This is a genomic window from Terribacillus saccharophilus (assembly GCF_002272745.1).
Taxonomy (GTDB): Bacteria; Bacillota; Bacilli; order Bacillales; family Amphibacillaceae; genus Terribacillus; species Terribacillus saccharophilus_B.
In genome coordinates this window covers 254561-278638 of record NZ_NPBD01000007.1, presented here as the reverse complement: position 1 = coordinate 278638, position 24078 = coordinate 254561, and the positions used below count along the sequence as shown (strand labels likewise).

General features: G+C 44.5%; 19 protein-coding genes. 6 read left to right on the top strand and 13 right to left on the bottom strand.

Annotated features, from left to right (window positions below; genetic code table 11):
- Positions 1–153: 153 nt before the first annotated feature.
- From CHH58_RS08620 to CHH58_RS08605, 4 genes are read left to right on the top strand one after another with little or no spacing between them, the layout of a single operon-like run.
- Entirely contained in the window at positions 154–1251 is a 1098-nt protein-coding gene (locus CHH58_RS08620) for an ABC transporter ATP-binding protein (protein WP_095227605.1), read from the top strand.
- The gene (locus tag CHH58_RS08615; RefSeq protein ID WP_095232155.1) at positions 1241–2050 is read left to right on the top strand and encodes an ABC transporter permease; all 810 of its coding nucleotides are present in this window, start codon (positions 1241–1243) and stop codon (positions 2048–2050) included. The genes CHH58_RS08620 and CHH58_RS08615 overlap by 11 nt, the downstream gene beginning before the upstream one ends.
- The gene (locus tag CHH58_RS08610; RefSeq protein WP_095227601.1) at positions 2043–2849 is read left to right on the top strand and encodes an ABC transporter permease; all 807 of its coding nucleotides are present in this window, start codon (positions 2043–2045) and stop codon (positions 2847–2849) included. The genes CHH58_RS08615 and CHH58_RS08610 overlap by 8 nt, the downstream gene beginning before the upstream one ends.
- Entirely contained in the window at positions 2846–3913 is a 1068-nt protein-coding gene (locus CHH58_RS08605; RefSeq protein ID WP_095227599.1) for an ABC transporter substrate-binding protein, read from the top strand. The genes CHH58_RS08610 and CHH58_RS08605 overlap by 4 nt, the downstream gene beginning before the upstream one ends.
- 92 nt (positions 3914–4005) lie before the next feature.
- Here the strand turns inward: CHH58_RS08605 and CHH58_RS08600 are convergent, their stop codons facing one another.
- Both CHH58_RS08600 and CHH58_RS08595 read right to left on the bottom strand, forming a co-directional pair.
- Entirely contained in the window at positions 4006–5445 is a 1440-nt protein-coding gene (locus CHH58_RS08600; protein WP_095232153.1) for a glycoside hydrolase family 1 protein, read from the bottom strand.
- Between the two features lie 23 nt (positions 5446–5468).
- Positions 5469–7364: a beta-glucoside-specific PTS transporter subunit IIABC gene (locus tag CHH58_RS08595; RefSeq protein WP_095232152.1), complete on the bottom strand. Its 1896-nt coding sequence runs from the start codon at positions 7362–7364 to the stop codon at positions 5469–5471.
- A gap of 428 nt (positions 7365–7792) precedes the next feature.
- Here CHH58_RS08595 and CHH58_RS08590 point away from each other — a divergent pair, with 428 nt between their 5' ends.
- Positions 7793–9205: a hypothetical protein gene (locus CHH58_RS08590; RefSeq protein WP_249275079.1), complete on the top strand. Its 1413-nt coding sequence runs from the start codon at positions 7793–7795 to the stop codon at positions 9203–9205.
- Positions 9206–9364: 159 nt separating this feature from the next.
- Here CHH58_RS08590 and CHH58_RS08585 read toward each other — a convergent pair whose 3' ends face one another.
- On the bottom strand, positions 9365–10288 hold the full coding sequence (locus CHH58_RS08585) for an alpha/beta hydrolase (protein WP_095232151.1): 924 nt from the start codon (positions 10286–10288) through the stop codon (positions 9365–9367).
- Positions 10289–10415: 127 nt separating this feature from the next.
- On the opposite strand from CHH58_RS08585, the gene CHH58_RS08580 reads away from it, so the two are divergent.
- Positions 10416–11597: a CynX/NimT family MFS transporter gene (locus CHH58_RS08580; RefSeq protein ID WP_249275078.1), complete on the top strand. Its 1182-nt coding sequence runs from the start codon at positions 10416–10418 to the stop codon at positions 11595–11597.
- 236 nt (positions 11598–11833) lie between these two features.
- Here CHH58_RS08580 and CHH58_RS08575 read toward each other — a convergent pair whose 3' ends face one another.
- The 10 genes from CHH58_RS08575 to CHH58_RS08530 form a co-directional block, all read right to left on the bottom strand.
- A complete protein-coding gene (locus CHH58_RS08575; RefSeq protein ID WP_245840406.1) occupies positions 11834–12544 on the bottom strand; it encodes a FadR/GntR family transcriptional regulator in 711 nt (236 codons plus the stop codon).
- 104 nt (positions 12545–12648) lie between these two features.
- Positions 12649–14013, bottom strand: a complete 1365-nt coding sequence (gudD, locus tag CHH58_RS08570; protein ID WP_095262378.1) for a glucarate dehydratase — start codon at positions 14011–14013, stop codon at positions 12649–12651.
- Positions 14014–14031: 18 nt separating this feature from the next.
- The gene (locus CHH58_RS08565; RefSeq protein ID WP_170937613.1) at positions 14032–15351 is read right to left on the bottom strand and encodes an MFS transporter; all 1320 of its coding nucleotides are present in this window, start codon (positions 15349–15351) and stop codon (positions 14032–14034) included.
- Between the two features lie 107 nt (positions 15352–15458).
- Positions 15459–16925 carry an alpha-ketoglutaric semialdehyde dehydrogenase GucD gene (gene gucD, locus CHH58_RS08560; protein WP_095227587.1) on the bottom strand — a complete coding sequence of 489 codons (1467 nt, stop codon included), beginning with the start codon at positions 16923–16925 and terminating at the stop codon, positions 15459–15461.
- Positions 16926–16928: 3 nt separating this feature from the next.
- Positions 16929–17873, bottom strand: coding sequence for a 5-dehydro-4-deoxyglucarate dehydratase (gene kdgD / locus CHH58_RS08555; RefSeq protein ID WP_095227585.1), 945 nt, complete (start codon positions 17871–17873; stop codon positions 16929–16931).
- 478 nt (positions 17874–18351) lie between these two features.
- Positions 18352–18780 carry a hypothetical protein gene (locus CHH58_RS08550; protein WP_095227583.1) on the bottom strand — a complete coding sequence of 143 codons (429 nt, stop codon included), beginning with the start codon at positions 18778–18780 and terminating at the stop codon, positions 18352–18354.
- A 110-nt stretch (positions 18781–18890) separates the two neighbouring features.
- Positions 18891–19757, bottom strand: a complete 867-nt coding sequence (locus CHH58_RS08545) for an SDR family oxidoreductase (protein WP_095227581.1) — start codon at positions 19755–19757, stop codon at positions 18891–18893.
- 97 nt (positions 19758–19854) lie between these two features.
- Entirely contained in the window at positions 19855–21915 is a 2061-nt protein-coding gene (locus tag CHH58_RS08540; RefSeq protein WP_095262377.1) for a beta-galactosidase, read from the bottom strand.
- A 15-nt stretch (positions 21916–21930) separates the two neighbouring features.
- Positions 21931–22779, bottom strand: a complete 849-nt coding sequence (locus CHH58_RS08535; protein WP_170937565.1) for a sugar ABC transporter permease — start codon at positions 22777–22779, stop codon at positions 21931–21933.
- A complete protein-coding gene (locus tag CHH58_RS08530; protein ID WP_095262376.1) occupies positions 22776–24032 on the bottom strand; it encodes a carbohydrate ABC transporter permease in 1257 nt (418 codons plus the stop codon). The genes CHH58_RS08535 and CHH58_RS08530 overlap by 4 nt, the downstream gene beginning before the upstream one ends.
- Between the last annotated feature and the right edge of the window lie 46 nt (positions 24033–24078).

The following is a 24078-nucleotide window of genomic DNA, read 5'->3' as shown; positions in this document are numbered from 1 at the left end:
CTCTCTATACGTACTCGGTTTTCTACATATACGTATCATACTGCAAAATGTTCCATGTAAAAAAAAATCTATTCAACGTGTCTTTTTTTGTCGTATAATGGTACGTCAAGATTTTTAGAATCAAAATACGGAAAAGAAACAAGGGAGATGACAATGACAAAGAAACCGATCATTCAATTCAACAATGTAATGAAGCAGTACGATAAAGATACCACCGTTTTGGACAATGTCAGCTTTGAAATCGAGCGCGGCAAATTCTATACCCTTCTTGGACCTTCCGGGTGCGGAAAAACGACGATTTTGCGTCTAATTGCTGGGTTCACAGAATCAACTTCCGGAGAGATGCTATTCGATGGAAAACCTTTGAATAAAATCCCTGCCAACAAAAGATCTGTGAACACAGTATTTCAGGATTATGCTCTATTCCCTCATCTAAATGTATATGAAAACGTCGCTTTTGGCCTGCGCATCAAAAAGATGCCTCAGACGCAAATCGACGAAAAGGTGAAGGAAGCCTTGCGTTTTGTTAACCTGGCTGGTTATGAGAAGCGGGAAATCAGTGAAATGTCCGGCGGGCAGCGTCAGCGTGTTGCCATTGCACGTGCTGTCGTAAACGAACCCGAAGTAATTTTACTGGATGAACCATTATCCGCTCTTGACCTGAAATTACGTACAGAAATGCAGTACGAATTACGTGAGATGCAGCAGCGTCTAGGCATCACGTTCATCTTCGTAACGCATGACCAGGAAGAGGCGCTCGCACTCTCGGATGAGATATTTGTCCTAAATAACGGCAAAATAGAACAAAGCGGCACACCAACTGATATATACGATGAGCCTATTAACCGTTTTGTGGCTGACTTTATCGGAGAATCCAACATTGTTGATGGCCGGATGATTCGGGATTACGAAGTGGAGTTCACCGGCAAAAGTTTCGCTTGTGTTGACCAAGGTCTGCAGCCGAACGAGCCCATTGAAATTGTCATCCGACCCGAGGATTTGCATATAACAAGCGCGGAAGCCGGAAACCTGCGCGTAAAAGTGGATTCCCAGCTATTTCGCGGGGTCCATTACGAAATCTCCAGCTACGATGATGCTGGTAACGAATGGCTGGTTCACTCCACGAAGAAAGCTGTTGTAGGAGAGGAAATCGGACTTGCCTTCGAGCCGGAAGCTATTCACGTCATGCGTCTGAATGAGACGGAGGAAGAATTCGATAAACGACTTGAGGCGTACGACGATGGAGAATAAGGCGACTCGCAACCTGTATACCATACCTTATGTCATTTGGGTCGCTTTCTTCGTCATTGCACCGATTTTATTAGTGCTTTATTACTCTTTTCAGGATCTGGATGGTAATTTTTCCTTAACCAACTATCGAAACTTCTTTACGCCTATCTATTTGGAGATGACGTTAAGCTCTTTCTGGTATGCTTTCCTGATTACGCTAATCACACTGCTGTTTGCTTACCCAATAGCTTATTTGCTGACAAAATTGAAACATAAGCAGCTGTGGCTCTTATTGATCATAGTACCAAGCTGGATCAACTTGCTATTGAAAGCTTATGCTTTCCTCGGCATCTTTGGAACATACGGAATGGCGAATAAATTCTTGGAAACAATCGGAATTGGATCGAAGCAGCTTCTGTTTACAGATTTCAGCTTTGTATTTGTTTCTGTCTATATATTCATTCCATTCATGATTCTGCCTATCTTCAATGCTTTGGATAAATTGAATCCAACTTATCTTGATGCAGCGAATGATTTGGGAGCATCACGCTGGACGACGTTCCGCCGGATTGTCTTCCCATTAACGATTGATGGTGTGAAAGCAGGATGTCAGATTACGTTTATTCCAGCTCTGTCATTGTTCATGCTTACTCGGCTTATCGCTGGCAGCCAAGTTATTACCCTTGGTACGGCAATAGAGCAACAATTCCTAGTTACACAGAACTGGGGCATGGGATCGACCATTGCTGTCTTCCTGATCATTTTCATGTTCATCATCATGTTCGCAACCGGAACGAAAAGGAGGAGAGCACGTGGATAAGAGAATTTCTCCCCTGTCACGGATTTTTCTCATCATTATGTTTGCGCTGTTGTATTTGCCTATCTTTTACTTGATATTTTACTCGTTCAACAGCGGCGGCAATATGTATAATTTCGAAAGCTTCACATTTGATTGGTACAAAGAGCTGTTCCAAGATACTAGGCTTTTGATCATTGTTTTGAATACCATTGTTATTGCCCTTCTATCCGCTTTGATCTCAACGGTCATCGGTGTGCTTGGAGCGATGATGATTTATAAAATACGTTCCAGCAGAACAAAGAATGCCCTGCTGTCATTGAACAATATCTTAATTGTCAGTCCTGATGTTATCATTGGTGCATCCTTCCTGATCCTGTTCACGATTGCAGGTATCCAGCTCGGCTTCTATTCGGTGCTGCTGTCGCATATTGCGTTCAGCATCCCGATCGTTGTCTTGATGGTATTGCCGAAGCTGTCCGAGATGAGCCCTTCTCTGCTTGATGCAGCAAGAGATCTCGGGGCGTCACGCTGGGAAGTCGTCACAAAGGTAGTGATTCCTTATATCACTCCAGGTATATTCGCCGGCTTTTTCATGGCGCTTACCTATTCACTTGATGACTTTGCTGTTACGTTCTTTGTAACAGGGAATGGTTTCACAACATTGTCTGTTGAGATTTATTCCCTAGCTAGACAAGGTATTTCCTTGTCTATCAATGCACTTTCAGCAATCATTTTCCTTGTTACGATGCTGATAGTCGTTGTTTATTATTTCATTACCCGACGTGGCAAGAAATCGCCTGATCTGGAGGTGCTCAAATGAAGCAGCTAATACGTTTAGCCGTTGTAATCATTGCTGTGAGCGCTATTCTGCTCGTTGCGATTTCGCGCTTGAATGCGTCACAAGGATACTCAGGTAGCAACACGCTTACCGTTTATAACTGGGGCGACTATATTGATCCAGCAGTAATTGACGAGTTCGAAAAAGAAACAGGTATTACCGTCGTCTATGAAACATTCGATTCAAATGAGGCAATGATGACAAAAATTCAGCAAGGTGGAACAAGCTATGATGTTGCAGTTCCTTCCGAGTATACGATTGAAAAAATGAAGGAAGAGGATTTGCTGCTGCCGATTGATCATAGCAAGGTACCGAACCTGAAAAATATTGATTCACGGTTCATGGATCTGGCGTTTGATCCTGGAAATGAGTATTCTGTACCGTATTTCTGGGGAACTGTTGGCATCGTGTACAATACAAAGCAAATTGACGGTATCGAATTTAACAGCTGGGAGGATCTCTGGGATCCTGCCTTAAAAAATAAAATTGTGCTGATTGATGGTGCGCGTGAAATCGTGGGAATGGGGTTGAACAGCCTTCATTACTCCCTTAACGATACAGACCCAGAACATTTACAAGAAGCATATGACAAACTCGTCAGCCTAAAACCGAATGTCAGAGCACTGCTTGGGGATGAGAACAAGCTACTGATGGCATCCGGTGAAGTTTCGATTGGAATAACATGGTCTGGGGATGCTTCTGAGATCATGGCTGAAAATGAGGATCTTGACTATGTCGTACCAGAAGAAGGCTCCAATTTATGGTTCGATAACATGGTCATTCCGAAAACAGCCAAGAATATTGATGCTGCGCATGAATTCATCAACTTCATGCTCGATCCAAAGATTGCTGCACAGAATACAGAGTATGTGAGTTACTCCACTCCGAACAAAGAAGCATTGCAATATATGCCGGAGGAAATGGTCAATGATGAACGCTTTTATCCGCCGCCAGAATTGACAGATCGTCTCGAAGTATATGAGAACCTCGGCAAAGAAAACCTGGCTCGATATAATGAATTATTCCTGAAATTCAAGATGGAATAGGCAAAGGCATGCGCTCTGGCGCATGCCTTTTTCTATAGACTCTTAACAGAAAAAAACCTTACCCAGTTAATCTGGATAAGGTTTTCATCAGCTTACAGTTGTGCACCATTTGTTTCAATTACATTTTTGTACCAATGGAACGATTTTTTCCGACTCCGCTCCAGTGTACCGCTCCCATCATCATGCTTATCGACATAGATGAAACCATAACGCTTAGAGTACTCTCCTGTAGAAGCACTTACCAAGTCGATGCAGCCCCAGCTTGTATATCCCATCAAGTCCACGCCATCCTCAATCGCTTCTCCCATCGCTGCAATATGATCGCGAAGATAATCGATGCGGTAATCATCGTTGATGCTTCCATCTGCTTCAACTTTATCATACGCTCCAAGTCCGTTTTCCACGATGAACAACGGCACTTGATAGCGATCATACATATCATTCATTGCAATACGCAGACCTAACGGATCGATTTCCCAGCCCCAGTCACTTGCTTTTAGGAACGGGTTCTTCACTCCAGACATGATATTGCCCTGTGACTTCTCTTCCTCGCTCTTTTCTTCTTTCTCTGTACGGGACATGTAATAGCTGAAACCGATATAATCAACTGTTCCTGCTTGAATTGTTTCCAAGTCACCTTCTTCAATTTGCAGCTCCACGCCTTGTTCTTTGAAGAAACGTTTAGCGAAAGCTGGATAAGCACCGCGCACCATCACATCTCCACAATAGTTGTTAAACAGGCGAGCTTCCTGATCTGCATAGAAGATATTTTCCGGCTTGCTGTCGTACGCATATACCGGTGCATAGATGATCATGCAGCCAATTTGTGCCTCCGGACTTACTTCGTGGCAGTACTGGACAGCTTTTGCACTGGCAATAAACTGATGGTGCAACCCTTGAACCACTGACTGATACTTATGCTCACCAGGCTGGATAGAGAAACCAAGGCTCATGATAGGCATGATAAGTCCACTATTTATTTCATTGAATGTCATCCAATATTTCACTTTATCTTTATAACGATCTAAAACAGCTTTTGCATAACGCTCGAAGAAAGTGATAACCTCACGGCTCTTCCATCCGCCATATTCTTTTACTAGGTTAACTGGCATCTCATAGTGAGAGATTGTAACTACCGGCTCAATACCGTGTTTAAGCAGCTCATCGAACACACGATCATAGAATGCAAGTCCTTCCTCATTCGGCTCAAGTTCATCGCCTTTCGGGAAAATACGAGTCCAAGCAATGGACATACGGAATACCTTAAAGCCCATTTCTGCAAATAGCGCAATATCTTCTTTATAACGGTGATAGAAGTCGATTGCCTCATGGTTCGGGTACGTGTATTTATCCGTATCGATTTCGAAATCAAATCCAGGCTCTGCTAAAATGCGCAGACGCTCTTTTCCGCCTGGAAGTACATCCGCGATATTCAAGCCCTTATTGCCTTCATGGAAGCCTCCTTCCATTTGGTTAGCAGCTGTTGCGCCGCCCCATAGGAATCCTTGTGGAAATGCTGTTTGATTTGTCATAGTCTATCTCTCCCTTTTATGATTTAGGATGCTTCTTTTGATGTAGTTGCAGGAACTGCCAAATCCAGTATTGCTTCACCGCTGTTAACAGTGTCTTCTGCAAGTGCTGTGATATCTTCATATTCAGCTGTATTTGTAATGATAACCGGTGTAATGACGTCATATCCTGCAGCTTGAATGGCTTCTATATCGAAGGATACCAGCTTTTGTCCTTTTTGGACTTTATCGCCTGATGCGATATGAGCTGTGAAATGCTCACCATTCAATTTCACCGTATCTATACCAACATGAATCAGTACTTCTGCGCCATTTGTACTTCTTAAGCCAATAGCATGCTTTGTTGCAAATAATGTAACTACTTCACCATCTATTGGAGATACAACTTCACCTTTTGATGGGAAGATTGCTGTACCTTTACCCATGATTTCCTGTGCAAATGTCGGATCACTGACTTCTGCAAGCGGGCGAACCTCTCCTGTCAGCGGACTAGCGATGACTTCAGATGCTTTCTCTGAATCTGTTTCTTCTGCTGTATTCACTGCTTTTTCTTCTGTTGTTGTTTCTTCAACTGGTGCAAGGACGTCTTCAAATCCGATGATCCACGTCACAACAGCTGCTGCAACAAATGCTAGGACAAGGCCAAGAATAGCAAAGATGAACTCTGGACCTACGAAAGTCGGAAGACCTGGAAGTCCTGCCATACCAGCAACGATGTAAGCTTTCACATCTGTAAGTGCATATAGTACTCCACCGGCAGCAGCACCGATCAAAGCTGCAACGAATGGTTTCTTCAATCGCATATTAACCCCGTACATAGCAGGCTCTGTAACACCCATTGTTGCTGTCAAAGCAGTTGTGAAGGACAACGACTTGAATTTCTTGTTTTTGGATTTCATTGCAACCGCGAATGCAGCACCAGCTTGCCCAAAGTTGGCAAGGAACATGGCTGGCATCATGTAATCATATCCATTTACTGCCATATTATTCAGCATGATCGGTACAAGCGCGTAATGCATACCAGTTATGATGATAAGCGAGAACGTACCTGCAAGCAGGATCATGGCAATAATTCCAGCATTTTGGAACAAGAAGTTTGTTCCCGTAGAAAGATAGTTACCTGCGATAGCTCCAAGTGGCCCCACTGTAATCAAGGTAACTGGCACTACGACTAATAATGTTACGGATGGGACAACGATTAGCTTCAAAGAAGCATGTGTTATACGGTCAACCCATTTTTCTACATAAGATGCAATCCAGATAGCCAGCAAGATTGGTATAACCGTAGATGAATAGGTTGCAATTGTTACTGGCAATCCGACAAAGGAGATGGATCCTCCTTCTGCGAACATAGCTGTTAGCGTCGGATGCAGGATGGCTGCTCCTATCGCAGCTGCCACATACGGATTAGACCCGAATTTACGTGCTGCACTGATTGCCAGCAGTATCGGCAGGAAGTAGAATGCACCGTCTCCTATTACAGTTAGAATTTGATACGTTTGGGAGGCTTCTTGCAGCCAGCCGAATGTCACCAGCAAAGCTGCAATACCCTTGATCATACCGGCACCAGCGATAGCTGGCAGAATCGGTGTGAATACACCGGAAATGACGTCGAAGATAGAGCTGATTACATTTTTCTTTTGTTTTGATTCGCCTTCCGTACTCTTCGACTCACTTAAATTGCTATTTGAGATGATTTCCTTATACACTTTCGGCACCTCATTGCCAATGATCAGCTGGAACTGACTGCCGCTGATATTAGAGCCAAGAACACCGTCCACTTGCTCCAACGCCTGCCGATCTGCTTTACTGTTATCGTACAGGTTGAAGCGAAGGCGTGTCATACAATGGATGACACTTTGAACATTTGATTCTCCGCCAATTAATTGCAAAATTTCGTCTGCTGTTTTACGATGATTCATGATAGACCCTCCATTCGGGGATATTATGTGATGAGGATAAAGGGTGCCACCTTTATCCTTTTTTCTTTGATAAGCTTAGGTTTGGTACACAAAAAAACCCAAACTACACCCCGTGCACAGAGTTGACTCTGTCTTCGGAATATAATTTAGGTTTTGCCTGCTTATCAGTAACAATCCTAAAGGATAGTTGTATGCTGTTGTTTTGTATTACACACTCAATTTATCATGTAAGCGGATTATTGTCAACGCTTTCAATCTATATTTTTTATTCGTTATGATGGATATCGTTGTTTCCTTCGTTCGCTTTCGTACATTACGCACGTAAGGAAATCTTCACAATCATTTACACGATCTAATTAAGCAATAGTCACCGGTACCTTCTGTCTTACATAGGCTATGGCACATGATGAGATGAAGGAGGAACCCGCTTGACAGACTTGACGATGGCCCATTGGATGTACTTGGCAGGAACACTTTTAATTATTTTAACGATGCTTTTTCGGCAGAATGTGCTGGTTCCATCATTATTGATGACCTTCTTAGTGGGTTGGATGTACACAGGGACGCTTGTAGAGGGACTGCAGGCAACCTTCAGCGCAAGTCTCACAGCTGCCTCAGAGCTATTTAATATCTTCTTAATTATTACCGTTATGACTGCTCTGCTGCAGTCTTTAAAAGCATTGCGGGCTGATGAGCGGATGATTCGCCCTTTTGGTTATATTATGACTAACGGCCATACTTCCTTTTGGGTATTGGCATTCATTACGTACTGTATTTCCCTATTCTTTTGGCCTACACCTGCAGTGCCGCTCGTAGGTGCAATTCTGCTCCCTGTTGCTATCAAAGCCGGTCTGCCGCCACTAGCAACCGGTGTGGCAATGGCGATTTCCGGCCAGGGTATGGCGCTTTCTTCTGACTATATTATTAAAATTGCACCGATGCTGAGTGCTACAGCAGCTGGTGTAGATACTGCTGCTGTAGCAGACAAAGCGCTTATATTATCGCTTATTACCGGTATCACAGCCCTGCTACTGGCCTACTTCCGTATTCGAAAAAAAATCTCTTCTCCTTCCATTGTACACCTGGAAAGATGGAACGGGAACGAGGCGTCTAGTAAAGCTCATTCAGATAAGAACCCGAGGTTCAGTATCTTGTTTGCGATTCTGGTGCCCGCAGCCTTTCTTGTTGTCGTTATCTACATGGCCTATGCGGCCTTCAGCAATACCGCTTCTCTTGAGGGCGGAGCTGGCGCTGCTTTAATCGGAGGTGCTGCTATCCTGCTCATGATTGCAGCAGCGATCGCTTACAATTGGAAACAGTCCTTGCATAATGTGAGTGATCACTTGGTAGATGGATTTACCTTTGCTTTTCGGGCAATGGGACCGGTTATTCCGATTGCAGGTTTCTTCTTTTTAGGAAGCGGAGAAATATCTGCCAGGATATTCGGTCTGGAAGATGTTAGGCAGGCTCCTTCCTTTCTCTTTGATTTAGTAGAGGCTGGTCAGCACTATATTCCGGAGAACCCAATTTTCGCCGGTTTCGGTTTGCTAATAGTCGGCATGGTAACTGGACTGGACGGTTCAGGCTTTTCCGGACTCCCTCTCGTCGGAGCCCTTTCAGGCGCCCTAGCACCTGCTGTCGGTATGGATGCCTCTACGCTTGCTGCAATTGGGCAAATGGGAGCGGTTTGGGTTGGCGGCGGCACGCTGATTGCCTGGTCCTCAATTGTAGCGATCGCTGGATTTGCACGGGTGCCGGTGATGGAATTAGTGCGGCAATGTTTTATCCCAGTCGTTACCGGACTTTTACTATCTACCACCATCGGAATTTGGTTACTGTAAGAGATACAGAGAATTAGACATAAGTGTTTTAACCAAATAGAAAACCGTACTAAGTAAGATTTTCTATTTGAAAATTTAAGTACGGTTTTTCTATTACAATGTTTTTATTATTTGAGATTTATTCCAGCATCAACTAGGAAGGGTAACGGTACATTACGTTCATTTATACAGAGCTTCTCTCAACTGAGCAGCTCCTTCTGCCACAGCTTGATACGCTTCTTCTACTTCAGCTGTAAAACCAGCAAATCCATGAATCAGCCCTTCATAATTCTTCACAAAAACATCGACACCCTCCCGCGTTAGCTGTTCAGCATAAGCCCGTGCTTCGTCCCGCAACGGGTCATATTCAGCCGTCAGAATCGCTGCAGGCGGCAATGTATGCAGAAACTCAGAATGAACTGGCGATGCATATGGATGAGAACGATCTGCTTCTGTCCTGTAATAATGGCTTCGGAACCAATTCATCAAACGTTTGGTCAATAAATATCCTTCTGCATTCTCCTGTAAGGATGCTGGCTCTTCTCCGATATAGCCTGTAGATGGGTATAAAAGCAATTGGAATACAGGTTTTAGTCCGCTTCTTTCTTCTGCCAGCAGACATACAACTGTTGCCAGATTCCCGCCTGCACTATCTCCTCCGACAGCTATTTTGTCTTGTTCAATTCCTAATTGGTCTGCATTGGCGGCTATCCATTGGAAGGAATCATAAGCATCTCCTACTGCCGCCGGGAATTTATGTTCTGGCGCCAGACGGTAATCTACCGAGATTACTGTGCAGTCTGCCAAATTGGCAATCTCGCGGCAAGTAGCATCATGCGAATCAATGCTGCCAACAACCCAGCCGCCACCATGATAAAAGACAAGTGCAGGCTGTGTCTTATTTTTAGAACGATAGATACGAATTGGCAGCTTCCGATCATTTAATTCAATCTGCCTGTCTTCTACTTTAGCCACTTCTTGTTTCGATTCATCATCCTGCATTCTTGCCTGATTGCGAAACTGCTCAGGTGAGACCGATTCAAGCGGTATCGGTTGGGCATTTACTTCTTTTAAAAATGCCTCTATTTTTGGATTCAATCCCATGATAATTCCCCCTATCTATTCCTATTCATTTTTCCACTATCTCACTGCAATTTAAACATCGGTGCATTGCAGCAACACTAGTCTAGGTTTACAATAAGATAATTCGAAACTGATGGGGGTACAGCATGTGAAAAAATCAACGTATATCTGGTTAGGCATCGCTTTATTCGTAGCAGCACTTAATTTACGTCCGGCAATTAATTCTATTTCACCGCTTATTGAAATCATTCAATCTGAATTACATATGAATGCATCCAGTGCAAGCCTGCTCACTTCTATACCTGTTTTATGTATGGGCGTCTTTTCGCCGGCTGCTGCCAAATTGGCCAATCGTTTTTCGCTTGAATATGTGATTGGCTGGTCATTAGCCGTCATTGGCGTCGGTACCATCATTCGTCTTTTCACCCATACTTCTTTCTTCCTGCTGATTACGGCTTTCTTGGCAGGAATCGGTATTGCAGCTGCAGGTCCGTTGCTTTCAGGTTTCATAAAAAAATATTTCCCTAATAATAGTGCGATCATGATAAGTATTTATACCGCAGCTCTGGCTGTTGGTGCTGGTATGGCTTCTGGAGGCGTAGCACCTATTCAGCATCTATTCGAATCCTGGCAAATCGCTTTGGCTGCCTGGTCATTATTAGCACTGCTGGCAATCGTCATTTGGGTCCTCGTCGTATTGCCTCAAAAGAAGAAAGACAGGGCAATTCAAACATTCGGCGGTGCAGAGAAATTACCATGGAACCAGTGGAATGCCTGGCTTCTCACCTTCTCTTTCGGCGGTATGGCGTTCATTTTCTATTCATTGACTGCCTGGCTTCCCCCCATCGTAGAAAATATGGGGTACAGCAAAGTGTATGCAGCCAACCTGCTCGTCATTTTTATGGTTCTGCAAGTACCAGCTAACTTAGCTGTACCTTATCTGCTGAAGAAGATTCCAAGCCGTCTGTTCTGGCTTGTGACGGCCGCCATATTCGAACTGATCGGTTTTGGAATGATTTTCTTATCCTTCCTTCCTTGGCTGGCAGCTTGCTTCATCGGTCTCGGTGCTGGCGGTTTGTTCGCTATGAATCTGCTGCTTCCGATTGATGTAACTACTACCCATCAGGCGGCTGCCTCCTGGTCTGCCATGGTGCAGGCAGTTGGGTATATCATCGGGTCATTCGGTCCTATTATTTTAGGAGCTGTCAACGATATGACCGGAAGCTTCTCTTATTCCATCTTTGTATTGATAGCTGTGAATCTATTAATGATCGTGATGCAGTTCCTCTCCGTCAAACGGAACTTCAAACAAGAAAAAGTTGCCTCCTGACTAAAATTGGATGATTAGCAGTTTGCTAGATTGGGTATCTTATTACTACAAACCCAATCACAAGGAGGATTCAAATCATGAGTTCATTAACAAAAGACGTTTTCACCACATATGCCGAGGAAAATACATTCGAGCTAGAGCCATACTTAGATCATCTGTTTGAATTGAATGAAGAAGAATCCGATAACGAATAAAATAAAAAAAGAAGCAGTGGCTGCGGATCCACTGCTTCTTTTTTATTCCCCTTTTTTCTCCTGCTGCCCTTCAAGAATCTTCTTCTGTACGAAGCGCAGATGATCGTACATTGCTGTGTGTGCTTTGTATGCATCTCTTTCCTTTAAAGCTTCATATATACGCTTATGATGTGCTACTGTCTTTTCTTTTTCCCGAACAATGATATGGTTATTGATTTTCGCATGATATAAAAGAAGTGAGTGAATCATACCATCGAGAATCAAGTTATTCGCACTTAGAGCAATGATCCGGTGAAATCGTTTATCTGCTTGACCATAGTTATTATCCTTAGATTCCTCGATTTCCAGAATCGTTTCATAAAGTTCTTCCAGCTGTTCGTCGGTAATCTTCTCCGTTGCGATAGTGATAAGTCCGAGCTCCAAAACAATTCTTGCCTCAATAATCGCTTGAATATTATCGCTTGCTAAATTAAGCATATCGGAAAAAGGTGCCGAGCCAACCTTCAGATTGAAGTAAGTGCCCTCCCGTGTTTTGCGCGTGATGATGCCGAGGGTCTCCAATGCACTCAAGGCTTCGCGTAAAACAGTACGGCTAACCCCAAGGATTGTGATGAATTCCGCTTCGGTCGGCAGTTTATCCCCTGGCTTCAGCTGGCCGCTCGATAGCAGATGCAAAATCCGTTCCACCACTTGCTTGGATAATGTTTTTCTGTTCACGTGCTCCACGTTCATTTGCAATGGGTCTCTCTCCATCATGTCCAACACCTTTGTATGTGATAAACCTATGATACTGGGAATGGCACAAAATTACAAACGCATACAAAAGAGCCGCCCAAAAAGATGCGGCTCCAAATCTATCATCGAACAAGACAAGGCTTCTTGTTATTGAATTTCCAATCCCGAATTAAATATTGCATAGCAGCAGCATCATCGCGGGCACCAAGTCCCATACTTTTATACAGCTTATGAGCTTCTTCTACCTGCTCCATATCAATCTCGATACCCAGACCAGGTTTATCCGGCACCGCTAACTTTCCTTCGATAATCTCATAAGGCTCCTTCGACAATCGCTGCCCATCCTGCCAGATCCAATGTGTATCGATAGCAGTGATATTCCCAGGCGCAGCTGCTGCAACATGTGTGAACATAGCCAAAGATATGTCAAAATGATTATTGGAATGCGAGCCCCAGGTTAGTCCCCATTCATGGCACATCTGTGCTACGCGAACAGAGCCCTGCATCGTCCAGAAATGCGGATCGGCAAGCGGAATGTCTACCGCCTGTGATTGGATGGCGTGCCCCATCTGACGCCAGTCAGTAGCAATCATGTTCGTCGCTGTAGGCAGTCCGGTAGCTCTCCGGAATTCGGCCATAATTTCACGGGAGGAATAGCCATTCTCTGCCCCGCAAGGATCCTCTGCATACGCGAGGATATCATGCTTTCCTTTGCAGAGACGGATTGCTTCATCCAGTGACCATGCTCCATTCGGATCAAGTGTAATCCGGGCATCTGGGAACCGCTTGGCTAATGCTTCAATGGCCTGTATCTCCTCTTCACCAGCCAAAACGCCGCCCTTTAACTTGAAATCTCGAAACCCATATCTTTCGTAAGTTGCCTCAGCCAGACGCACAATGGCTTCTGGTGTTAATGCTTCTTCATTTCGCAAACGGAACCATTCCGATGTTGCATCAGGCTCCTCCTTGTACTTCAGGTCAGTCTGTCCACGATCACCTATATAAAACAAATACCCAAGTACATCCACTTCGCTTCGCTGCTGCCCTTCCCCTAAAAGTGTAGCGGCTGGAACGTGCAGGAACTTACCAAGCAAGTCGAGCAGCGCAGCCTCCAGTGCTGTCACCGCATGGATTGTCGTACGCAAATCGAAAGTCTGTTCACCCCGGCCGCCTGCATCTTGATGAGCAAATTGCTGTCTTACTTGATTGAGGATCGCTTGATAAGAAGCGATTGATTCTCCGATTACAAAGGCTTTTGCCTGCTCCAGCGTCTGCCTGATTTTCTCTCCTCCAGGCACCTCTCCGACACCAACAGCACCTGTATTGTCCTTGAGAATAACAATATTACGTGTGAAATAAGGACCGTGTGCACCACTCAAATTTAGCAGCATACTGTCCCGACCAGCCACCGGAATTACTTGCATTTCCGTAACAGCTGGCACGTGTTTAGCTTTCTCTGCTTTTATATTCTCTGAAACTTGGTTCATGTTCCTATCCCCTTCCGATTATTTTGTTGGCGCTTCTAATTCCACACGCTCGATTTTTCCAACAATGAACAAATAGCTTAGGATAGCAACAAGTGCATTGGCACCAACAAATATAAGTGCACCATTAAAAGAACCTGTTGCATTAACGATGTAACCAATGATGATCGGCGTTGTGATGGAAGCAATGTTCCCAAATGTATTGAAGAGTCCGCCGCTGACACCTGCTGTTTGCTTTGGTGATGTATCCGACACGACTGCCCACCCTAATGCTCCAAAGCCTTTTCCGAAGAAAGCAAGAGACATAATGACAACCACAAGCCATTCCGCATCCACATAGTTACAGATGATCATACTGCAGGAAAGCAACATTCCGATGATGATCGGCGTTTTACGCGCAATGGTCAGGGAAAGGTTTTTCCGAAGCAAGAAGTCTGAGAACATCCCGCCAAGGATTCCCCCTAGGAAACCGCATATAGCTGGAAGGGAAGCAATGAATCCAGCTTCTAGAATAGACATGCCACGACCTTGGACTAAATAGACAGGGAACCAAGTCAGGAAGAAGTAGGTCAGTGTCGTAATACAATACTGCGCGATATAAATACCGATTAGCATCCGCTTTTTTAATAGCTGTTTAATGAATGGCCATTGAGATTGTTTCTCCTTTGTACCTGTATCTTCCTTTTTTTGATCCATATCCACGACTCCGCCGCCAGCTTCAATATAATCGATTTCCGCTTGGTTCGCTTTTGGATGCTCACGCGGGTTACGGATTACTTTTAGCCAAACCAATGCCAAAGCGATACCAATAGCTCCCATTACATAGAAAACATATTCCCAGCCGAATTTGTATGTCAGCCATCCCATCAGCGGTGAAAAGATGACAAGTGCGAAATACTGAGCTGAATTGAAGATAGCCGATGCTGTTCCACGTTCATTACTCGGGAACCAAGCTGCCACAACCCGGCTGTTACCTGGAAACGATGGTGCTTCAGCAAATCCAACAAGGAAACGCAGTGCGAACAAGACGATTATGGCTGTTCCTGCGGCAAAAAATCCGATTGCTCCTTGCAGCAAAGTGAAGATCGACCAGAACAAGATGCTCATACCAATGACAAGCTTGGAACCGAACTTATCGAGCAATATTCCGCCAGGTATCTGCCCGACCACATAAGCCCAGCCGAATGCGGAAAACACATAGCCCATGCTGACAGCATTCAATCCAAGATCTGACTGCAGTGCATCTCCCGCAATACTGATCGTTGCTCGGTCAGCATAGTTGACGGATGTGACTAGGAACAACATCATGACGATAAACCAACGGACCTTCGTTTTTTTCATCTGTGAATTCTGCAGGTTATCTCTGACTTTATCCATATGCTTCATTCCTCCGCTCTATTGTAAGCGTTATCAATAATTCGGAAGGAAAAAGGGCTTAAGGTAGCCCTCTATCCTTTGACAAATACAGTCTTGATGCTCGTAAAGAACTCTTTCGCAGCTTCTCCCTGCTCTCTCGAATGGGAGCTTGACTGCTTCATCCCGCCGAATGGAGCCTGCAGCTCTACCCCAGCGCTTTCTGCATTAACACGTACAAGCCCTGCTTCCATATCTTCAACGAAACGCAGGAATCGCCCTATATTCTTCGTGAATATAGATGCACTCAGCCCGAATTTCACATCATTCGCCACATCTATTGCTTTTTCCTCTGAATCCACTTTGATCAGAGCGATGACAGGGCCAAAAATCTCCTCCTGCGCAATCACCATGTCATTGGTAACATCCTCAAAGATAGTCGGCTGGATGTAAAAGCCCTTCGCATAATCTCCATCTGTGAGCTGCTCGCCGCCTAGGATAAGTTTAGCTCCTTCTTCAATACCCTTTTGGATATAGTGAAGGCAGTTTTCCAGCTGCGCTTTACTTGCAATCGGTCCAAGCCATACATCCTGCTCGAGGCTGTTACCAATCGTGATCTCTTTCGTCTTTTCAATTAGCCTATCCCGGAACGCATCATATATTGGTGCTTCTACGATAACTCTGCTTGTTGCCGTACATTTCTGGCCGGTAGAACGGAATGCACCGCTGATTGTTGCATCCACTGCCTGTTCAATATCTGCATCAGCAGCTACAATGACTGGATTTTTTCCGCCCATCTCCAGCTGATACTTGGCGCCTCTCTCCAATGCGGTTAAGCCAATGCCTTTTCCGACATTATTGGATCCTGTGAACGTAATACCATTGACCTTTGGATGCTCCACCAAGCCTTTCCCGATCACAGAACCCGCACCGGTCACAAGATTGATAACTCCCTTTGGAAATCCTGCTGCTTCAAAGCACTCGGTTATCTTGATTGCCGTAATAGCAGTTTCAGAAGCCGGCTTAAACACGATTGTGTTGCCGTAGATAAGCGCAGGAGCCATTTTCCAGATAGGAATTGCAACAGGGAAATTCCACGGAGCAATCACACCTACAACCCCTAAAGGAACGCGTGTTGTATACATGAAGGCTCCAGGATCAGTCGATGGAATCACATCACCTGTCTTCCGCATCCCCTCCGCCGCATAATACTTTAGGATGGCAATGCCGCGCTGCGTTTCGCCGCGAGCTTCCGGCAATGTTTTCCCCATCTCTTTTGTTGCAGTTACAGCAATCTCTTCGGTGCGTTCCTCCAGAATAGCTGCAGCCCGATAAAGGAACTCACCTCTAGCAGCACCGGATATGCTCCGCCATTCCTTCCGTGCTGCATGCGCTGCTTCCACAGCCGCTTCCAGATCTGCCGTTGTGGAACTCTGGATCTGACCGACAGGAGTGCTGGTATCTGCTGGATTGATGACCGTGATCTGCTCTGCTGATTCTGATTCCTGCCATTCACCATTGATAAAGTTACGGTATACATTCGTTGTTACATTTGTCGCCATGTATTAGCTCTCCTTTATCTCTGAGATTTTCTCCTTGCGCGGGTATTTGTCCAGCGCTTTCGAAAGGATCTGTTCCATTTCGTTAAAGTGCTCTTTAGTTACGGGCACAACAGGAGGACGAACATACCCTCTTGTCTGCAAGCCGATGATCTCCATTCCTGCTTTAATCAAAGAAACAGCATAGCCATTTCGCTGTTTCCGTATGCTGTTGATTGGGAGAATGATATCAGCATATAATGCATCCAGCATATCTTGGTCTCCTGCTAACAGCGCATCATAATACATCCGGGAAATATGCGGGATATAATTTGAAATAGCTGATGAATAGGTCGTTATTCCGAGTGGCACATACGCAGGCATTGTAACCTCCGCCATCGGCATACCATTCAGGAAGTCCAGTCTTCCTTTGAATTCCTGCGTCAGACAAATGTTTAATTCCATATTCCCGACGCCATCCTTAAACCCCTTTAACTGTGGAAAAGCTGCCAACCGCCTGACTGTCTCAACCGAATAGATAGCATTATCTCTCTGATAGATAATCGCATCCAGATCTGGGGCACTCTCGAATATTTCTTTTGCATACTGGTAAAGTCCTTCCTGCTCCCCTTGTATTAAATAAGGAGGAAGCAGCAAAAATCCGTCAGCACCTTTTTCCTCTGATATTACTGCAAGTTCAACAGCAGTGCGGAGATTACCACCGACTCCTGTATAAATCGGAACCTTGCCAGCAACTGCTTCAATCGCTGTATCAAGCATCACTTCATACTCTTTTTTATCCAGTGACTGAAATTCTCCTGATCCACAAGCAATATAAATGGCATCCAAGCCTTCCTCTACAAGAAAGCGGACATTCTCATACACTGCTTGTTCATCAAGCTTTCCAGCTTCGGTAAATGGTGCCACCGGAAACCCTAGAATACCTTTGGCTATCCCTGTTGATTGTCCCATAGCGTACCTCCTAAAGTAAGCGTTATCATATCCGTTTGTTTAATTGTATTACAAATAAACAAATGTGCAAATACCCTTTTATGTATATAAAAATGCAGAAGAAAATAATACTAAAGTTAAAAACGCTCTCTAATCAAAACATCAGGAGAAACCTATAAAATACAGCACATAAAAAGGGACATAATCCCTACCCATATTTGATTCAGATATATGGTTTCATTTTGCTTCCAATCGGTTATACAACAATTACCCCCCCATATCTTAATCTGTTACAAAAATGTTCAACTTGCATCCAATGAATTCGTTCATTGGAATTTTTTTTGCATAAGAAGGTTCCCCTACATAGACAAGCAGTTCAGTCAAAGGGACAAAGAATAGTGCAGGATCTAAATACATCAAAGGAAACAAAATAAAGGAACAAGCATTTATTAAATGCTTGTTCCTTTATTTTGTTTCCTATCGAAATGAAAGCTCTTTTCTAAACACTGAAATCTTCATGAACGAATCCGCCAAAGAACTTGTTTGAAGGTACTTCGTAGCCTGTAACTGTACCGAACTTTCGCATCATGACAGCATTCCATGCAAGGAACCATACTCGATCCTCCTGCAATCCATCCAGCAACATTGGTGTTACTTCTACCTGGCCATCAAAGAGATGGGCACCAAGTGAAGCAAGCTTCTGTAAATCCCCTTCCAACTCATAATCAGCCAGCATCTTACGGTAATCAAACTGGCAGTAGTCAAACTTGAAATATGGTTTGAATAGCTTGTATAGCCTGCTGTCACCCGCCATTAGATATAGAACAGCAAGGCAGCCTTTATGCTGTAATACTTCCCCATTCCCGATGCCAGCACGCAAATTCTGATATTTGATCTCGTGATCCTCATCATGGAATTTGATATACATGGCCATCCCTCCTTCCAGAATAATTTGCTTATTTAGTAGTAGGAATCTTTTCCCTTTCCTTCTAAAAAGCAAACAAAAAACCCCGTCCGATGGACAGGGTTTTGAGGGTATCAGGAAGATGTATAAGATCCTCCATTAATGTGGATTGCTTGACCAGTCATATAGGAAGCTTCATCAGATGCAAGCATCACATATGGCCACGCATGCTCGGAAGGCTGTCCTGGACGGCCCATCAAGCTGTCCTGTCCGAACTGCTCAATCTGGTCTTCCCCGATAGTAGCCGGGATGAGCGGCGTCCAGACTGGACCTGGTGCAACAGAGTTAGCACGGATGCCTTTCTTAATAAGGCTTTGTGCAATACTGCGCGTCCAAGCTGTGATAGCACCTTTTGTCGCAGAATAGTCCATGAACATAGGGTTGCCGCGGTAAGCATTGATGGAAGACGTACTGATGATAGAATCTCCTGCTTTCATATGACGCACAGCTGCTTTCGTCAGATAGAATTGGGAGAAGAAGTTAACACGGAATACTTCCTCAAACTGTTCAGAAGAGATTTCCAGCACATCTTCTCGCACATACTGAATAGCTGCATTATTTACAAGAATATTGATTTTACCAAATTCCTCAACTGTCTTCTCGACTAAGCTGATGCAATGCTCCTCATCCTTGATGTCACCTGGCAGCAGCAAGCAGCGCTTGCCTTCTGCTTCCACAAGACGTTTCGTCTCTTCAGCATCTTCCGTTTCATCGAGGTAGGAAATCGCGACATCCGCACCTTCTTTCGCATAAAGGATGGCAACAGCACGGCCGATTCCGGAATCACCGCCGGTGATAAGTGCAGCTTTTCCTTCCAATCTGCCGACTCCTTTGTAATCGAGCGGCTGATGCGGCAGTGGATCCATCTTTGCTTCAATACCCGGCTGACGGTCCTGCTGGTGAGTACTAGTTGAGCCATTCATCATATCTTTCGGTTCCATAGAAAAGTCTCCTTTGTATCTTGATTGATACAATACCTTTCCACATCTTCATATCTATGAAACGTAGAACCGAAAGTAAAAATATCAAGCTTTGCCTTTACTTGTTGACACGAAGTACTTTCACCTCATAGGAATCCAGTTGAATATCTCCCTCTACATTCCCTCCATCCAGCACGTCGTCATACAGTTGATCCAGCTGTATATCTCTTGTCTCTTCACTGAAATTCATGATAAAGACAAACAAAGAGTCTTCATTGTAGCGCACTTGAATGGATACCCCTTCTTGCTTCGTAATTCCGACTGGCGAGTTGATCAGCTCTGTTTTCAGCAGTTCCGCATAAAAGTCGTCCTGGAATGCATCTTCTAATCTAGCACCGATATAATAAGCAATTCCCTCGCCGTAGGCATGCTCGGTAACAGCTGATGTCCCCTTATAGAAATCTTCTTCATAATCTCCTAAAGTCTTCGCACCGGTGAGTTCAAGCACTGTCGCATAATCCTTTACTTCATAATATTTGCTTCTATAAAGTACATGATTGCGATCTCGCGGATACAGTGTATCAGTTTCTAATGGCCGTAATCCGAAAATACCTGTAAGCTTATCCTGCCATGCCCCATTATGCACAAGATCATGCTCATTTACCACGCCGCTGATGTACGTCATAACAAGCTTTCCACCATTTTTCACAAATACCTCGAGTTTTTCTGCAGTCTGGTTATTCATCATATAAAGCATCGGTACAACTAAAAGCTTATATTTTGAGAAATCGTGATCTTTCATAATGACGTCCACAGGAATGTCCTGTTTCCAAAATGGGCGGTAATGTGCATGCATCGTCTTAATATACTGCTTGGAATCCAATCCGTATCCTTGCGCATCTTCTAACGCCCAGTCATTTTCCCAATCATATAAGAATGCCACTTCCGCTGCACGATACGTTCCCTGCAGGGCTGCAAGCTTTTCCATTCTCTTGCCCAGCTCTGCAACTTCTTGGAATACTCGATTATCCGGAGAACGATCATGATCGACGACCGCCCCATGAAACTTTTCTGTCGAGCCTCGTGATTTACGCCATTGGAAATAGAGAATACTGTCTGAGCCATGAGCTAGCATCTGCATCGAAGCAAGGATGTGCATGCCTGGCCGCTTCGCTTTGTTCACTGGATGCCAGTTGACAGCACTCGGTGTATTTTCCATCAGCAAAAATGGCTGATCCTTCAACGTCCGGTATAAATCATCAATGAATCCAACCTTCATCGCAAGCTCCGCTGTTGTTTCCCAGTCATTATGCCATGTCGGATACGCATCCCAGCTGATTACATCGATTTTATCCGCAAAACGGTTGTAATCCAGTCCGCGGAATGGAATCAGATCAGGTGTGTCCGCCATGAAATTTGTGGTAACGGGAATATCAGGTGTTATCTCGCGTATTGGAACTAACTCATTTTCCATGAAACGGACAGTTTGATCTGTCGAGAACCTCCGCCAATCCAATCGCAGTCCATGTACACCATTCTCCCCGTTTGGCGAAGGGGATTCTACCTGCTCCCAATCTGTAAACGTATGACTCCAGAACGGTCCCCACCAGGCATCGTTCAAGGCTTCTAGATTTCCGTCGTATTTTTCTTTCAACCATTCACGAAAAGCAGCCTGGCAATTATCACAATGGCAGTCGCCGCTATATTCATTGGAGATATGCCATAGCAGCAGAGCTGGATGCTTTCCATACCGCTCTGCCAGCTTCCGGTTTATCTTCTCTGTTTTCTCCAAATACGTCGGGGAAGTGAAGCAATGATTATGTCTGCCGCCATGCAGCTGCTTTACTCTCTCTGCATTGACCCGCAGTACATCCGGATATTTTTTGGACATCCAAGCAGGACGCGCGCCGCTTGGAGTAGCCAAAATTACTTTACCGCCAAAAGAATGTATGTCATCGAAAATCTTATCCAGCCATTCAAAATTGTACAAGCCCTCTTCAGGCTCTAATGCACTCCAAGCGAAAATGCCGACCGAGAAGGTATTTGTATGTGCCGATTGCATCAAATCGATGTCTTCTTTCAGAACTTCGGGATACTTCAGCCACTGATCAGGGTTATAGTCTCCTCCATGCAGTAAAAAAGGTGCTTTTAACTCGCGCTTCGATTGTTTCATTTTCATCTCTCCCTTTTCTGGTTATCCTTTTGTTCCGCCGGTCGTCAGTCCGGAAACAAAGTTCCGCTGCAGCAGCAAGAAGACGATGGCGATTGGAATACTGATCAAAATAGCTCCGGCAGCAAAGGTCGTGTAGCTCGCCCCCATTACTTCATTTACTAAGTTAAATAGCCCGATCGGAAGCGTATAAGCTTCTGTCTTTCGCAGTATGACGGAGGATAAGACAAAATCTCCTAATGGCACAGTGAACCCATTCATAGCGACAACCGCAAGCATCGGCTTCGATAATGGCATGATAATCTGCCAAAATGTCCGGGTGAAGCTGGCGCCATCAATCCGCGCACTTTCATCAAGCTCCATCGGAATCGAATCCATATAACCCTTCATTAAGTAGGTATTCATCGGAATCAAGCCACCAATATACAGTAGAATCAGCAGCCAATGACTATTGACCATATCCAGCATCTGCGCCAGCACAAAAAGTGCAATAAGCGCAGAGAATTGCGGAATCATCTGCAGCAGCAGAAAGACGGTCAATGTGTTTTTCTTGCCTTTAAAACGGAAGCGTGAAAAGGCATAGCCTGTAAACGATACACTGATGATGGCACCAACCATAGTGAAAAAGCTGATTTTTACCGAATTCACATACCACTGCCCATAAGGCAGGGAAGCGGAGCCTTCGAATAGCTCCTTATAATGTGCCAATGTTGGATTTTTCGGAATGATGGATGTACTGATTAAGCTGTTACCAGGATTGAAGCTTGCGCCAATTGTCCACGCAAGCGGATATAGAATCATAATCGACATAACAATCAGCACACCATAGGAAAGTGTAAGGCGAATCAAACGAGATCGATTGCGCATGCTCATGCTCCTTCCTTGAATGTACTTGATTTTCGGAACTGCCATAACGCAATGGATACGACAACAACAGATAACATGATAGTCAGGGCAGCTGCTAAAGCATATTGGCTGGACTGCATCGTCAGTTTATAAATCCATGAAACTAAAATATCTGTACCGCCAGCAGTGGAATCCGGAACCGCCGGACCTCCCGCATTAAACAGATAGATAATATTAAAGTTATTAAAGTTGAACGTAAATTGCGTGATGATGATGGGTGAGATCGATAATAGAATCATTGGCATAGTGATGTGGCGAAACTTCGAAAAGGCAGACGCCCCATCGATTGTCGCCGCTTCATACAGGTCCTCAGGTATCGATTGCAGCACACCTGTTGTCACGAGAAAAATATAAGGGAAACCGAGCCATCCTTGCATCATGATCAGTGCAAATCGCGCCCAGTTCGGATCTGTCAGCCAAGGAATTGCATCGATGCCGAGTACGGCAAGGATATCGTTGTTGACTGCTCCGAAGCTGTCGTTAAATAAGCCTGCGAAAATCAAGATGGTGACGAAACCAGGAACTGCCCATGGCAATACAAGGATCGTACGAAACAATTTCTTGAAACGTATTTCTTTTTGATTTACAACCACTGCAAGAAAGATTCCTAATGCCACTTGCAGCGTTGACGCTACAATTGTCCAGACTACCGTCCATGCAAGTACATCGAAGAAAGTTGAACGCCAAATGTCGACAGTGAAGATTTCCTTGAATGTACTAAACCCGACCCATTCGACCAGTTTAGCTGGTGGTGAATTATATAAATCATAATTCGTAAAGGCGATCGCGAAGCTGAAAAGGATCGGGAAAACGACAGCGAATAATAGCAGCAGGAATGCCGGTCCGCTAATCAAATACGGATAACCCTTGAACAGCACGTGCTGATACTGCTGCCGAAGTGTATACAGTGTCTGCTTGTTATCTCGCATAACACCTGTTTTATAGGCATCCCGCAGATTCAAATAATAGACAATCAAACCTAGGAAGATGACAATCAACGCTATGAGTCCTTCTGCCAGTAAGAAAATAGAGTTGTCCCTCGGAATCTCAGTCCCAAGCGTGACAATACCCCACAGTCCCATATTCAACAGATCTTTAAATGCAACAAAGAAAGAAACGGTTACCAGCAGAAACAATAATCCTTTCAGCCATTGCCGATGATAAAACTGACCGAAACCTGGTATGATCGAGAGCAACAATGCTACTTTACGATGCTGCATGACTATTCCTCCTCGTACATAGGAAATACGCGCCGGCACAATGCCG